The sequence below is a fragment of the uncultured Pseudacidovorax sp. genome (assembly GCF_913773995.1).
Taxonomy (GTDB): Bacteria; Pseudomonadota; Gammaproteobacteria; order Burkholderiales; family Burkholderiaceae_C; genus Xenophilus.
On record NZ_CAJYES010000018.1, the window covers coordinates 19,006 to 33,576 of the forward strand.

Annotated in this window: 11 protein-coding genes; all 11 read right to left on the minus strand. The window is 67.4% G+C overall.

Features of this window, described 5'->3' with window-relative positions:
• Positions 1-95 precede the first annotated feature (95 nt).
• The 11 genes from QZ772_RS01630 to QZ772_RS01680 all read right to left on the minus strand — a co-directional run bounded on the left by QZ772_RS01630 (position 96) and on the right by QZ772_RS01680 (position 14,571).
• Positions 96-1,031, minus strand: coding sequence for a DMT family transporter (locus tag QZ772_RS01630; RefSeq protein ID WP_366510517.1), 936 nt, complete (start codon positions 1,029-1,031; stop codon positions 96-98).
• Complete coding sequence (gene typA, locus QZ772_RS01635) at positions 1,000-2,826, minus strand: translational GTPase TypA (RefSeq protein ID WP_295522401.1); 1,827 nt, start codon at positions 2,824-2,826, stop codon at positions 1,000-1,002. Before typA ends, QZ772_RS01630 begins: the two co-directional genes overlap by 32 nt.
• Positions 2,823-3,815 (minus strand): tRNA pseudouridine(55) synthase TruB, encoded by a 993-nt coding sequence (truB, locus tag QZ772_RS01640; RefSeq protein ID WP_295522403.1) that lies wholly within the window; start codon positions 3,813-3,815, stop codon positions 2,823-2,825. Before truB ends, typA begins: the two co-directional genes overlap by 4 nt.
• A gap of 4 nt (positions 3,816-3,819) precedes the next feature.
• Positions 3,820-4,191 carry a 30S ribosome-binding factor RbfA gene (rbfA, locus tag QZ772_RS01645; protein WP_114804132.1) on the minus strand — a complete coding sequence of 124 codons (372 nt, stop codon included), beginning with the start codon at positions 4,189-4,191 and terminating at the stop codon, positions 3,820-3,822.
• A 24-nt stretch (positions 4,192-4,215) separates the two neighbouring features.
• Positions 4,216-7,197 carry a translation initiation factor IF-2 gene (gene infB / locus QZ772_RS01650; RefSeq protein WP_295522405.1) on the minus strand — a complete coding sequence of 994 codons (2,982 nt, stop codon included), beginning with the start codon at positions 7,195-7,197 and terminating at the stop codon, positions 4,216-4,218.
• Positions 7,198-7,220: 23 nt separating this feature from the next.
• Positions 7,221-8,708, minus strand: coding sequence for a transcription termination factor NusA (gene nusA / locus QZ772_RS01655; protein WP_295522407.1), 1,488 nt, complete (start codon positions 8,706-8,708; stop codon positions 7,221-7,223).
• Between the two features lie 25 nt (positions 8,709-8,733).
• A complete protein-coding gene (gene rimP / locus QZ772_RS01660; RefSeq protein WP_295522444.1) occupies positions 8,734-9,348 on the minus strand; it encodes a ribosome maturation factor RimP in 615 nt (204 codons plus the stop codon).
• A gap of 317 nt (positions 9,349-9,665) precedes the next feature.
• Positions 9,666-10,805: a YbfB/YjiJ family MFS transporter gene (locus QZ772_RS01665; RefSeq protein WP_295522446.1), complete on the minus strand. Its 1,140-nt coding sequence runs from the start codon at positions 10,803-10,805 to the stop codon at positions 9,666-9,668.
• 65 nt (positions 10,806-10,870) lie between these two features.
• Positions 10,871-12,487 carry an ABC transporter ATP-binding protein gene (locus QZ772_RS01670; protein WP_295522409.1) on the minus strand — a complete coding sequence of 539 codons (1,617 nt, stop codon included), beginning with the start codon at positions 12,485-12,487 and terminating at the stop codon, positions 10,871-10,873.
• A gap of 3 nt (positions 12,488-12,490) precedes the next feature.
• Complete coding sequence (locus QZ772_RS01675; protein ID WP_295522411.1) at positions 12,491-13,534, minus strand: ABC transporter permease; 1,044 nt, start codon at positions 13,532-13,534, stop codon at positions 12,491-12,493.
• 2 nt (positions 13,535-13,536) lie between these two features.
• A complete protein-coding gene (locus QZ772_RS01680; protein WP_295522413.1) occupies positions 13,537-14,571 on the minus strand; it encodes a microcin C ABC transporter permease YejB in 1,035 nt (344 codons plus the stop codon).

Sequence of the window (14,571 nt, forward strand, 5' to 3'; positions counted from 1 at the left end):
TCGGCCCGCCTTGTGCGTGGCACCGGTCTCACAAGCACCAAGGGGGCGTAACGCCCCCTTTTAGTTTTTTCGCCACCGGGCGCCTGCCCCGCGGGTCAGGTTGGTGGACGAGCCGCGCGCCACCCCAGCCATTCGTTGGCCACGAGCGCACCGATCACCAGCAGACCGCCGCTGAACACCGTCGACGCCGGAACCTCACCCGCTCCGACCCAGGCGAGCGCGATGCCGAACAGCACTTCCAGCAGGGCCAGCAGCGCCACCTCGGGCGCCTTGAGCACGCCTGCGGCGACCATCGACAGCATGCAGGGAATGGCGAGCTGGAACACGCCCAGGAAGCCCAGCAGCGCCAGGTCCCGTCCGCTGGCCGTGAACGGCCACGCGAGCGGCAGCATGCAGGCCGCCGACACGGCCGCTCCGATGAGCACGGCAGGCAGGAGATCGACCTCGGCCCCGCTGGCATGCGCCTGCTGCACGTTCGTCCAGTGGCAGGCGCCCGCAATGGGCACACACAGGGCCACCAGCGTGCCCGCCAGGGCGCCCTGGTCGCCAATCAGCGCGCCATACATCCAGGCGATGCCAGCGCCGGCCACGGCGATGGCCGCCCAGGTGCGCGGTGGCAGACGGTGACCGATGAAGAGGCGAGCGGCCAGGGCCGCCAGCAGCGGTCCGGTGGCCAGTGTGACCAGCACGTTGGCCGTCGTGGTCAGGGTGAGCGCCACCATGAAGGCGGTGAACATCACGCTCCAGCACAAGCCGGAAACCCAGAGATGAAGCCCACCTTCGCGCAGGCTGCGCCAGAGGCCGCGGCCGCGTAGGACGCCGAGGATCAGCACCATCGCCAGCAGCGTGAAGAAGCTGCGCCAGAAGGTGACCTCGAAGCTGGCGGCCCGCTCCAGCTGGCGGGTGACGACGCCGGCCGTCGCCCACATGAGCGTGACCAGCACCATCAATGCGACGGCGCGGCCATGCGTCAGGCCGCGCCGCGCCGGGGGCGCAGGATCAGGCTTCGCGGCTGGCGCGCTTGCGCTCATGTTCCTTCAGGAAGCGCTTGCGCAGGCGGATGCTCTTGGGCGTGATCTCGACCAGCTCGTCGTCCTCGATGAACTCGACGCCGTATTCCAGCGTGAGGTCGATGGGCGGCGTGATCTTGATCGCGTCTTCCTTGCCGCTGACGCGGAAGTTGGTCAGCTGCTTGGTGCGCGTGGCGTTGACCACGAGGTCGTTGTCGCGGCTGTGGATGCCGACGATCATGCCTTCGTACACCGGGTCGTTCGCCTTCACGAACATGCGGCCGCGGTCGTCGAGCTTGCCCAGGGCGTAGGTGAAGATTTCACCGTCGTCCATGGAGATCAGAACGCCGTTCTTGCGGCCACCGATGTCGCCCTTGTGCGGCTCGTAGCTGTCGAAGATGTTGCTGATGAGGCCCGAGCCGCGGGTCAGGTTCAGGAACTCGTTGGTGAAGCCGATCAGGCCGCGCGCCGGGATGCGGTACTCCAGGCGCACGCGGCCGCGACCGTCCGGTTCCATGTTGACCAGCTCGCCCTTGCGCTCACCCAGGGCCTGCATCACGCCGCCCTGGTGCTGTTCCTCGATGTCGGCCGTCACCAGCTCGATCGGCTCGTGCTTCTCGCCGTCGACGGTGCGGAACACCACGCGCGGCTTGGACACGGCCATTTCATAGCCTTCGCGGCGCATGTTCTCCAGCAGGATGGTCAGGTGCAGTTCGCCGCGGCCCATGACCTCGAACACGCCTTCCTCGTCCGTCTCGTTCACGCGCAGCGCAACGTTGTGCTGCAGTTCCTTCTGCAGTCGGTCCCAGATCTGGCGGCTGGTCACGAACTTGCCTTCGCGGCCGGCCAGCGGGCTGGTGTTGACGCAGAAGTTCATGGTCAGGGTGGGCTCGTCCACCTTGAGCATCGGCAGCGGCATCGGGTTGGCCGGGTCGGTCACCGTGACGCCGATGCCGATGTCGGCGATGCCGTTGATCAGCACGATGTCGCCGGGGCCGGCTTCGGTGGCCTGCACGCGGTCCAGGCCCTGGAAGGTCAGCACCTGGTTGACGCGGCCCTTGTAGGTCTTGCCCTCCGGGCCTTCGCACACCAGCACGTCCTGCATGGGCTTGAGCGTGCCCTGGCTGATGCGGCCGACGCCGATGCGGCCCACGAAAGTGGAGAAGTCCAGCGCCGAGATCTGCAGCTGCAGCGGTGCGGCGGGGTCGCCCTTCTGCGAGGGCACGTACTTCAGCACGGTGTCGAACAGGGCCGACATGTCGGGGCCCCACTGCTCGCCCGGCGCGCCCTCTTCCAGCGAGGACCAGCCGTTGATGCCCGAGGCGTAGACCACCGGGAAGTCCAACTGCTCGTCCGTCGCGCCCAGCTTGTCGAACAGGTCGAAGGCGGCGTTCACCACCTTGTCGGGGTTGGCACCGGGCTTGTCCACCTTGTTGACCACCACGATGGGCTTGAGGCCCAGGGCCAGCGCCTTCTTGGTCACGAAGCGCGTCTGCGGCATCGGGCCTTCCTGCGCGTCGATCAGCAGCAGCACGCCGTCCACCATCGAGAGCGCCCGCTCCACCTCGCCGCCGAAGTCCGCGTGGCCGGGGGTGTCGACGATGTTGATGTGCGTGCCCTTCCAGCTCACGGCGCAGTTCTTCGCCAGGATGGTGATGCCCCGCTCTTTTTCGATGGCGTTGTTGTCCATCACTGTGTCGACCACCTTCTCGTGGTCGGCGAAGGTGCCGGACTGGCGCAGCAGCTGGTCCACCATGGTGGTCTTGCCGTGGTCGACGTGGGCGATGATGGCGATGTTGCGGATCTGTCGGGTCATGGTGTCGTTACCTCCTGCGAGGGCTCAAGTGACTTTGAATGGGTTTGCAATAGGGTCTGCTGGATTTCGAGCGGGCTCAGCAGTCGCCCGGGAATCAATTCGCCCGCCTTCACATGGGCACTGCCCAGGAAGGCTTCGGGCTGTGCGCCGAAGACGGCGACCGCCTCGGCATCGGGCCAGTGGCCACGCCGGCGCATGCCGGAAAGGAATCGACCCGCATCCTCGGCCGCCAGCGTGACGGGCACATGGCCGTCCACGAGCGCGTCGGTGGGCAGAAGCGCATTGAGGCGCTGCGCGTCGTCCATGGCCTCCAGCGTCTGCAGCGACACGCACTGATCGGCCGCAAACGGCCCCGTGCGCGTTCGGCGCAAAGCTGTCAGATGGCCGCCGCAGCCCAGCGCCGCGCCGATGTCGGTGCCCAGCGTACGGATGTAGGTGCCTTTGGAACACTGCACCGCGAGACGCAGGAAGGGCTCCGGCCCTTCCAGTTGCGCCGCGAGAAGCGTCAGCGCATGGATCACGACCGCACGCGGCTCACGCTCCAGCACGATGCCTTCACGGGCGTATTCGTAGAGCGCCTTGCCGTCCTTCTTGAGCGCACTGTGCATGGGCGGCACTTGCGAAATGGGACCGCGGAACCGCGCCAGCACCTCGTGCACCTGCTCGGGCGTGCAATCGACCGGCTGCTCACTGGTCACCTCGCCCTCGGCGTCGCCGGTGCTCGTCGTACGGCCCAGGCGCACCGTGGTCTCGTAGCACTTGTCAGCGTCCAGGTGCAGCTGGCTGAACTTGGTGGCGGCGCCGAAGCACAGCGGCAGCACGCCGGTCGCGAGCGGATCCAGCGTGCCGGTGTGGCCGGCCTTCTCGGCGCGCATCAGCCATTTGGCCTTCTGCAGCGCCTGGTTGCTGGACAGGCCCAGCGGCTTGTCGAGCAGCAACACCCCATGCACAGGGCGCCGCTGCACCCTGACACGGGATGGCGACGTCATCGGTCTACTCTTCTTTCGAGCGCGAGGACACCGCCTTGGCGATCAAGGCGTTCATGTCCGCCGCACGCTCGGTCGTGCGGTCGAACACGAAATGCAGCGTCGGCACGGTGTGGATGTGCAGCCGCTTGAACAGGCCGTTGCGCAGGAAGCCGGCGGCCTGGTTCAAGGCCTCCTGCGTCTCCTGCGGATCGCCCACCAGCAGGCTGAAGAACACCTTCGCGTGGGCATAGTCGGGCGTGACCTCGACGGCCTGCAGGGTGACCATGCCCACGCGCGGATCCTTCAGCTCGCGGGCGATCAGCTCCGACAGATCGCGTTGGATCTGATCCGCGACCTTGAAGCCGCGATTGGGGACGGATGACTTCTTCGCTGGCATGGCGTAGGGACGTCTGACCGGCGCTTACAGCGTCCGGGCGATTTCCTTGATCTCGAAGAGCTCCAGCTGATCACCCTCGCGGATGTCGTTGTAGTTCCTGAGCTTGATACCGCACTCGAAGCCTTCGCGCACTTCCTTGACGTCGTCCTTCATCCGCTTGAGCGAATCGAGCTCGCCGGTGTAGATCACGACGTTGTCGCGCAGCAGTCGGAAGTGGGCGTCGCGCTTGACCACGCCGTCCAGCACGTACGAGCCGGCCACCGTGCCGATCTTCGTGGCCACGAACACCGTGCGGATCTCGGCATGGCCGATGATCTCTTCGCGCCGCTCGGGCGCCAGCATGCCGGCCATCGCCGTCTTCAGCTCGTCCACGGCGTCGTAGATGATGCTGTAGTACTTGATGTCCACGCCATTGCCTTCGGCCAGCTTGCGCGCGCCGGAATCGGCACGCACGTTGAAGCCGATGACGATGCCCTTGGAGGCGATCGCCAGGTTGACGTCCGACTCGCTGATGCCGCCGACGCCGGCGTACACCACCTGCACCCGCACCTCTTCGTTGCTGAGCTTGAGCAGCGACTGCGACAGCGCTTCCTGCGAGCCCTGCACGTCCGCCTTGATGATGATCGGCAGCGTCTTGACCTCGCCGGCCGTCATCTCGGAGAACATGTTCTCCAGCTTGGCGGCCTGCTGACGGGCCAGCTTGGTGTTGCGGAACTTGCCCGCACGGTAGGTCGCGATCTCGCGGGCGCGGCGCTCGTCGGCCATGACCATGAAATCGTCGCCGGCCTGCGGCACCTCGGTCAGACCCTGGATCTCCACCGGGATGGAGGGGCCGGCCGACTTGGTGTTCTTGCCGTCTTCGTCGGTCATGGCGCGGACGCGGCCGAAGGTCGCGCCGGCCAGCACCACGTCGCCCACCTTCAGCGTGCCGGACTGCACCAGCACCGTGGCCACGGGGCCGCGGCCCTTGTCCAGCTGGGCTTCGATCACCAGACCCTTGGCGGCGGCATCCACCGGCGCCTTGAGTTCCAGCACTTCGGCCTGCAGCAGCACCTGCTCCAGCAGCTCGTCGATGCCCTTGCCCGTCTTGGCCGAAACCTCGACGAAAGGCGAATCACCGCCGAATTCTTCCGGCACCACCTCTTCGGCCACCAGCTCGCTGCGCACGCGCTCGGAATTGGCATCGGGCTTGTCGATCTTGTTGATCGCGACCACGATCGGCACCTTGGCCGCCTTGGCGTGCTTGATGGCTTCCTTGGTCTGGGGCATGACGCCGTCGTCCGCCGCCACCACCAGGATGACGATGTCGGTCGCCTGTGCACCGCGGGCACGCATGGCCGTGAAGGCTTCGTGGCCCGGGGTGTCCAGGAAGGAGATCATGCCGCGCGGCGTCTCGACGTGGTAGGCGCCGATGTGCTGCGTGATGCCGCCGGCCTCGCCCGCCGCCACCTTGGTGGTGCGGATGCGGTCCAGCAGCGAGGTCTTGCCGTGGTCGACGTGGCCCATGACGGTGACCACGGGTGCGCGCGGCAGGGCATCGGCCGCTGCGGCTTGCACTTCTTCCTCGGTGAAGGCTTCGGGATCGTCCAGCGCGGCCACGACGGCCTTGTGACCCATTTCCTCGACGAGGATCATGGCCGTGTCCTGGTCCAGCGACTGGTTGATTGTCGCCATCTGGCCCAGCTTCATCAGCTGCTTGATCACCTCGGAGGCCTTGATGGCCATCTTGTGCGCGAGTTCGGAGACGGTGATCGTCTCGGGCACGTGCACTTCAATGATGCGCTGCTCGACCGGCGCCGATTGTTGCGGCGAGTCATCGCGATCACCGCCGCCACGGCGGCTGCGGGGGCCGCTGCGCCAGTTGTTGCGGCCCACGCCGCCGCTGGCGTCGCCACGGGTCTTGATCTCTTTCTTCTTGGCGTTGTCATTGGCCCAGCTGGAAGACAGCTTGGCCGACTTGACTTCCTTGCCGGCGGTGCCCGGTGCAGCGGCCGGCGCGGCGGTCGTGCCAGCCGGACGCGTCCCGGTGCCCGTCGCAGGCTTGTGCAACGTGCCCTTGACTGCCGGCTTGGCCTCGACAGGCTTCGGCTCTTCCTTCTTGGCGACGAGCACGCGCTTGGGCGCGTTCATCATCTGGCGGATGGCCTCGGCCTCGGCCAGCGCCTTGCGGCGGCGCTCGTCCAGGTCGCGGGCACGGGCGGCTTCGGCGTCAGCGGCAGCCTTGGAGTCGGCAGCGGCCTTGGCGCGGGCCTCCTCGCGGGCCTTCTCGACCGCCGCCCGGTCGGCAGCGACCTTGTCGGCGGCAGCCTTGGCTGCGGCAGCGGCATCGCTCTCGGCCTGCGCACGGGCGGCCGGCGACGATGCGACGCGTGCCTGGTGTGCGGCCGCATTCAGGGCGGCGGCCTCGGCGCGGGCACGCTCGGCCTGCGCCTCGCGGTCGCGGCGGGTGCGGTCCACGGCGTCCTCTGCATCGGCCTTCGCACGGGCGGCGGCCTCTTCCGCGTCCTCGCGGGCCTGGCGCTCACGCTCGGCGGCCTCGGCCGCTTCGCGCTCGGCACGCTGGCGCGCGAGTTCCTCTTCCTGTCGACGCAGGGCCTCGGCGGCCTCGCGTGCCTCTTCCTCGCGGCGGGCGAGTTCGGCGGCGCGGCGGGCGAGTTCGGCCTCGTCCTCCTGCGGCGTCGAAGGCGCTTCAGCCGGCGCGTCGTCTCGCTGGATGAAGGTGCGCTTCTTGCGCACCTCCACCTGGATCGTGCGCGCACGTCCCAGGGCATCCGCCTGCTTGATCTCGGTCGTCGACTTCTTGGTCAACGTGATCTTCTTGCGTTCGGCAGGTGCGGCAGTGCCATGGCTCGCCTTGAGATGGCTGAGCAGGCGCTGCTTGTCGCCCTCGGTGAGGGCATCCGAAGCGGCAGACTTGGCCACGCCGGCGCTGCGGAGTTGGTCAAGCAAGGTTTCGGGCGTCTTCTTGAGTTCTTGTGCGAACTCTGCAACGGTGGTGCTGGACATAGGATCTGGTGCCTCCCATCACATCACTCTTGTGCGCCGTCGAACCAATGTTCGCGCGCCTTGAGGATGAGGGACTTTGCTTCGTCGGCACTCTGGCCGGTGATTTCGGTGAGTTCGTCGACGGCGAGGTCGGCCAGGTCGTCGCGGGTGTGGACGCCGGCTTCCGCCAGCTTGCCGATCAGTTCGGGCGTCAGGCCTTCCAGGTCGCGCAGGTTCTGCGACACGGCCTCCACCTTCTCCTCGCGGGCGATCTCCATCGTGAGCAGCACGTCCTTGGCGCGGGCACGCAGCTCGTTGACGGTGTCTTCGTCGAAGGCCTCGATCTCGAGCATCTCGGCGATGGGCACATAGGCCACTTCTTCCAGGCTGGTGAAACCTTCCTGGATGAGGATGTCGGCGATTTCTTCATCGACGTCCAGCTTCTCCATGAAGAGCTGGCGCGTGACGGCGGTTTCCTCGGCCTGCTTCTGGGCCGATTCATTCGCGTCCATGATGTTGATCTTCCAGCCCGTGAGCTCGGAGGCGAGCCGCACGTTCTGGCCACCGCGGCCGATGGCGATGGCGAGGTTCTCCTCGTCCACCACCACGTCCATGGCGTGCTTCTCTTCGTCGACCACGATCGACTGCACGTTGGCCGGGGCCAGCGCGCCGATGACGAACTGGGCCGGATCGTCCGACCACAGCACGATGTCCACGCGCTCGCCGGCGAGCTCGTTGGTCACCGCATTGACGCGGGTGCCGCGCACGCCGACACAGGTGCCGATGGGGTCGACCCGCTTGTCGTGGCTCAGCACGGCGATCTTGGCGCGACTGCCGGGGTCCCGGGCGCAGCTCTTGATCTCGAGAAGGCCCTGCTCGATCTCGGGCACCTCGTTGCGGAAGAGCTCCATCATGAACTCCGGCGCCGAGCGCGACAGGATGATCGGCGCGCCGCGCAGCGTCAGGTCGACCTCCATGATCATCGCCCGCACGCGGTCGCCGTTGCGCAGGTTTTCCTTGGGGATCATCTCGCCGCGGCGCAGGCGACCTTCGACGCGGCCCGACTCGACAATGATGTCGCCCTTGTCCATGCGCTTGACGGTGCCGGTGAAGATCTTCTCGCCGCGCGACATGAAGTCGTTGAGCAGCATCTCGCGCTCGGCGTCACGGATCTTCTGCAGGATCACCTGCTTGGCGGCCATGGCGCCGATGCGGCCGATGGGCAGCGACTCGACCGGCTCCTCGATGTATTCGTCGACCTGGATGTCGGCCACTTCTTCCTTGGCTTCGAACAGCAGGATTTCCTGGTCGGGCAGCTGCAGGCCGGCCTCGTCGGGCACGACGTGCCAGCGGCGGAAGGTTTCATAGGCGCCGGTGTCGCGGTCGATGGCCACACGGATGTCCACATCGCCCGGATACAGCTTCTTGGTCGCCTGTGCCAGGGCGGATTCCACGGCGGCGAAGACGACGTCGCGCTCGACGTTCTTCTCGCGCGAGATCGCATCCACCAGCATCAACATTTCGCGATTCATTCGATGACCCTACTGTTCGTTCTTGTCACTGCGGCGTCGCCGCGCCGCTCTTGGGCTTGCGCCCCTTGAAATCCACGAGGGGAGCGAGTCGCGCCTCGCGCAACTCGTCCAAGGTAAAGCCGAGCGCCTGCAGCGTGGCGGGCGCGCGCTTCTTGCTGATCTTCTGGCCGGGCTTGGCAGGCGCGGGCTCGTCGCTCCAGACGATCTGCCAGCCATGGGTGCCGTCGGCCGCCTCGACGCGCTCGAGCGTGCCGCGGAACTTCTTGCGGTTGGCGCTGACCTGGCCGGCCGCGGCTTGGCCCATGGGCGCCTTGAGCACGATGTCGATGACCTCGCCCGCGAAACGCTCGAAATCTCGTTCATGGCGCAGGGGCCGGTCGATGCCGGGCGAGGAGACTTCCAGCCGCTGGTAGTCGACGCCTTCGACCTCGAGGGTGTATTGCAGCTGGCGGGTCACCTTTTCGCAGTCTTCGACGGTCACGAAGGCTTCCTCAACGCCTTCGGCGATGGGGCCGGCCCAGGGCAGATCGATCGTGACACGCAGCAGCCCACCGGCCGAGCGCTCGATCTCGACCAGGTCGTAACCCAGCCCAGTCACTGTCTGGGCTACCGTTTTTTCTACCGTCTGCTGCAATGCCACCGTTCGCGTGCGTCCTTCTGACTGAGTGCCCTGGCCGATCTTTGCTGCCGCACCAGAACCGAAGGCCTGCCGGACGGCAGTGCATCCGGCGGGCCTGAAAATCAAGTACCCGAGGCGGCGAAGAAGGGGGGACAACCAAAAAAAAAGGGCGGTGAGTACCCGCCCGTTTGGTCGTGAGCCTTCGATTATAGGGAATTTGTGTCGCAATTGCACATGCAGCGGGACGGACATGCCGATATGCGCAGAGAAAACACGAATTTCCGCCCACAGGGCCGCGCCTTCTCTGAGCATTCGCCTTCCCGCACGGCGCAGCGAACTCAGCGGCCCCGCCGATTGGACGCCGACCGGCGCCAGACGACCACGAACAGCACCGCCCCCACCAGCAGCGCGGCCGCAGCCACCCAGAGCGCCGGTGCGAAGCTGCCCCACCGGTGGGCCACCGGCGCAGCGAAGAGGGGCCCCACGATCTGTCCCAGCCCGTAGGACGCCGTTGCGTAGCCGATCAGTCCTGCCGCGGCGTTGCCACGCAGCCGCCGCGCCTCCCGCACCGCGAACAAGGTGACGGCGGTGAAGGGCAGCCCCAGAAGCACACTGCCGATCGCGAAACCCGTGATCGTGGGCCACGCCACCGACAGCAGCACACCCAGCGCCTGCATGACGTAGCCGCCGGCAAGCAGCAACCGGTTGTCCCAGTGCTGGGGCGCCCGGCCGCCGATCAGCACGCCCGGCACCACGGCCAGACCGAACAGCGGCCAGAACAGGTCGGGCCAGGTGGAGCCCGGCAGCGCCTGCCTCGCGATGACCGGCAGAAAGGTGGCCGTGATGATGTAGCCGAAGCCGGCCACCCCATAGAGGCCGACCAGCCAGGCTGCCTCAGCGCCGCCGCCTTCGGCAGCGGGCGCCGGCCGGGTCGACGCGGCTGCGGCAGCCGGCGCCGCCTCCCGCCCATCGTCGAAGACGCGCCAGACCAGCGCAATCAAGGCGAGGGCCAGGACGCCATACACGCACCAGGCCACCGATGCGCCCCACCGCCCCGCCGGCCCACCGAGGAAGCCCGTCACGGCAATGCCCAGGCCCGGCCCGGCGTAGATGACACCACCCAGTCCGGGCGCATGCGCCTCGGCCAGCCGGCGCGCGCCCCATCCGCTGGCAAAGACGAAGACCCAGGCACTCGCGAGCCCGGCCGCCGTGCGCAAGGTGGCCCAGGCGGCAAAGCCGTTCAGCAGCCCCATGCCGACCAGCAGCGCGGCCGTGGCCACCAGACCTGCGCGCACGAGGGTGCGGGCAGGTGCACGCAGCCAGGCACTGGACAGCGCTCCCAGGAAATAGCCGAGATAGTTGAGCGAGGCCAGCACGCCACCCGCCTGCAGATCAATCTGTCCCTCGCCGAGCATGACCGGCAGCATTGGCGTGAAGGCGAAGCGGCCCAGACCCATGGCCACCGCCAGCGCCACCATGCATGCGAGGGCGGCACGCCAGGCCTGGGCGCCTTCGGATCGGGCGCCGCCCTGACCGACGCCGTTCACGCGGGCTCACCCGCCAGCGCCGCGGCGACGAGCTGACGGGTGTAGGCATGCGAAGGCGCACCCAGTACCGCATCGACCGGCCCCTGCTCGACGATGTGCCCGTCCTTCATGACGACCACCCGATGCGCCATCGCCCGGACGACCTCCACATCGTGCGTGATGAGCAGGTAGGCCAGACCCTGCTCACGCTGCAGCCGCTGCAGCAGGGCCAGCACCTGCTTCTGGATGGTGACGTCGAGCGCGCTGGTGGGCTCGTCGAGCACCAGCAGACGCGGTTGCACGACCAGCGCGCGCGCAATGGCGATGCGCTGGCGCTGTCCGCCCGAGAACTCGTGCGGATAGCGGGACAGCAACTGTGGAAACTGCGCTTCGTCGAGCCCGACTTCCACCAGCGCCTGCACGACCCGCGCATGCCGTTGCGGCGCCTGCAGTTCGGGGGCGTGGACCGACAGGCCCTCGCCCACGATCTGCGCCACCGTCATGCGCGGCGACAGCGAAGAAAAGGGATCCTGGAACACGGCCTGCACCTGCCGCCGAAGCGCCCGGTCGGCCCTGGCGCCGCGGCGCCACGCCTGCCCGGCCACGCGCATCTCGCCCGCAAAGGGCAGCAAGCCCAGTGCAGCCAACGCCAAGGTCGACTTGCCGGATCCGGACTCGCCGACGACGCCGAGTGTCTCGCCGGGTCGGATCAGAAGGTCGGCGTCCTGCACCGCCACGAACCGGTCGCGGCCGAACCAGCCGCGAACGCCCGGACGCGGCACCGGATAGCTGACCGCGACCTCGCGGGCCGACAGCACCGGCGCTTCATCACCCTGCGCCGGCACCTCGGCCACGCGCCGCTCGGGGCGGCTGTCGATCAGCTTGCAGGTATAGGGATGCCGGGGCGCGTCGAAGACCTGCCGCACGCTGCCCTGCTCCACCATGCGCCCATGTTCCATCACGGCCACACGGTCGGCAAAGCGCCGCACGAGGTTGAGGTCGTGCGTGATCATCAGCACCGCCATGCCATGGCGCTGCTGAAGGGTGTCGAGCAGGTCGAGGATCTGCACGCGCAAGGTGACGTCCAGTGCCGTGGTGGGCTCGTCGGCGAGCAGCAGCCGCGGCTTGCAGGCCAGCGCCATGGCGATCATGGCGCGCTGGCGCTGCCCGCCCGATAGCTGATGCGGAAAGGCGCGCGCGCGGCGCGCTGGCTCCGGCACGCCGGTGTCGGCCAGCAGCTGCACGGCCGCCTCATGGGCGGTGCGGGCGCCGAGGCCCTCGTGCAGCCGCAGCACCTCGGCGATCTGGTCGCCCACGGGGTAGAGCGGGTTCAAGGCCGTCATCGGCTCCTGGAAGATCATGGCGATCTCGCGGCCACGGATGCCGCGCAACGCGCGTTCGGGCAGCGCCAGCAGATCGCGCGGCGTATCTCCCGCCAGCCGGGCCTCGCCGCTGACCTGCGCATCGGGCAGCAGCCGCAGCAGACTGAGCGCCGTGACGGTCTTGCCCGAACCGGACTCGCCCACCAGCGCCAGCTTCTCGCCCGGCGCCAGATCGAAGTCGACGCCATGCACCACCGGCTTCCCGTCGAAGGCGATGCGCAGGTTCTTCACACGCAGAAGAGCTTCGGTCATGAATCAGGCCTTCCGCGGATCCATGGCGTCGCGCAACGCGTCGCCCATGAAGGTGAGCAACATCAGCGTCACCACCAGCACGCCGAAGGTGGACAGCGAGATCCACCAGGCATCGATGTTGGCCTTGCCCTGGTTGAGCAGTTCGCCCAGCGAGGGCGTGCCCGGCGGCACCCCGAGGCCGAGGAAGTCCAGCGAGGTCAGCGCCAGGATGGCCGCGCTCATGCGAAAGGGCAGAAAGGTCACCACCGGCACCAGGCTATTGGGCAGGATGTGCCGCCACATGATGGCCAAGTTGCCCACGCCCAGGGCGCGCGCTGCGCGCACATAGTCCATCTGCCGGTTGCGCAGGAACTCGGCCCGCACGTAGTCCGACATCCCCATCCAGCCGAAGAGCGACAACAGCACCAGCAGCAGCGCCACGCTGGGCGCGAAGATCGCGCTGAAGATGATGAGCAGGTAGAGCTCGGGCATGGAGCCCCAGATCTCGATGAAGCGCTGGAAGGCCAGGTCGGTCTTGCCGCCGAAGAAGCCCTGGATGGCACCGGTGATCACGCCCAGCACCACGCCGATGGCGGTCAGCGCCAGCGCGAACAGCACGCTCACCCTGAAGCCGTAGATGAGCTGCGCCAAGAGGTCTCGGCCGCGGTCGTCGGTGCCCAGCAGGTTCTCGGACGACGGTGCGGCCGGGTTCGGCCGGCTGGCGAAGTAGTTCAGGGTGCGGGGCCCGTACGGGTTCGGCGCGTACAACGCCCAGTTGCCACCCTGGGTAATGCGCTCACGGATGAATGGGTCGAGGTAATCGGCCGGCGTCTCGAAGTCGCCGCCGAAGGTCTTCTCGGAGTAGTCCGTCAGCACCGGGAAGTAGAAGCGCCCCTCGTAGCGCACCACGAGCGGCCGGTCGGACGACAGCACTTCTGCAAAGAGGCTGAGCACCACCAGCACGGTGAAGAGCACGAGGCTCACGAAGCCCAGCCGGTTGCGACGGAATCGCCGCCAGGCACGGCGCCCTGGGGACAGAGGAACGGAAGGCGCGGAGGTGTCGCTCATGCTCAGTCGAACTTCACGCGCGGATCCACCCACACGTAGCAGAGGTCGCTGATCAGCTTGGTCACCAGGCCGATCAGCGTGAATAGATAGAGCGTGCCCAATACCACGGGATAGTCGCGTCGGATCACGCTCTCGTAACTGAGCAGGCCCAGACCGTCGAGCGAGAACAGCGTCTCGATCAACAGCGAGCCAGTGAAGAAAGCGCCGATGAAGGCGGCCGGAAAGCCGGTAATGATGGGGATCAGCGCATTGCGCATCACGTGCTTCCAGAGGATCTGCTTCTCTCGCAGGCCCTTGGCCCGAGCAGTCAACACGTACTGTTTGCGGATCTCTTCAAGGAAGGCGTTTTTGGTCAGCATGGCCGTGACGGCAAAGCTGCCCAGCACCATGGCCGTGATGGGCAGTGCGATGTGCCAAAGGTAGTCGACGATGCGCGCACCCCATGACATCTGCTCCCAGTTGGCCGAGGTCAGCCCCCGCAGCGGGAACCATTGCAGCTGACCACCGAACACCACCAGCAGCGCCACGCCCAGCACGAAGCCCGGGATGGCATAGCCCACCAGCACGAGCAGCGTGGTGACGAAGTCGAAGCGCGTGCCCGCCCGCACCGCCTTGGCGACGCCCAGCGGCACGGCGATGAGGTAGCTGATGAAGAAGGTCCACAGGCCCAGGCTGACGGACACCGGCAGCTTCTCCTTGACCAGGTCCCATACGGCCTTGCGCTGGTAGAAGCTCTGGCCGAGGTCGAAGCGCACGAAGGCCTTGAGCATCTGCCAGAAACGCTCGGGCGCCGGCTTGTCGAAGCCGTACAGGGCCTTGATCTCGGCCACCTGCTGCGCGCTGAGTCCTTGCCGGCCACGGTAGGCAGACCCACCTGCCGAAGGCCCCTCGCCCCCGGCCGAGCGGCCCTGCAGTTGCGACACCATCTGCTCCACCGGACCGCCCGGCACGAACTGGATCACCGCGAAGCTCACCAGCAGCACGCCCAGCAGGGTCGGCACCATCAGCAGCAGACGTTTGAGGATGTAGAGGGCCAT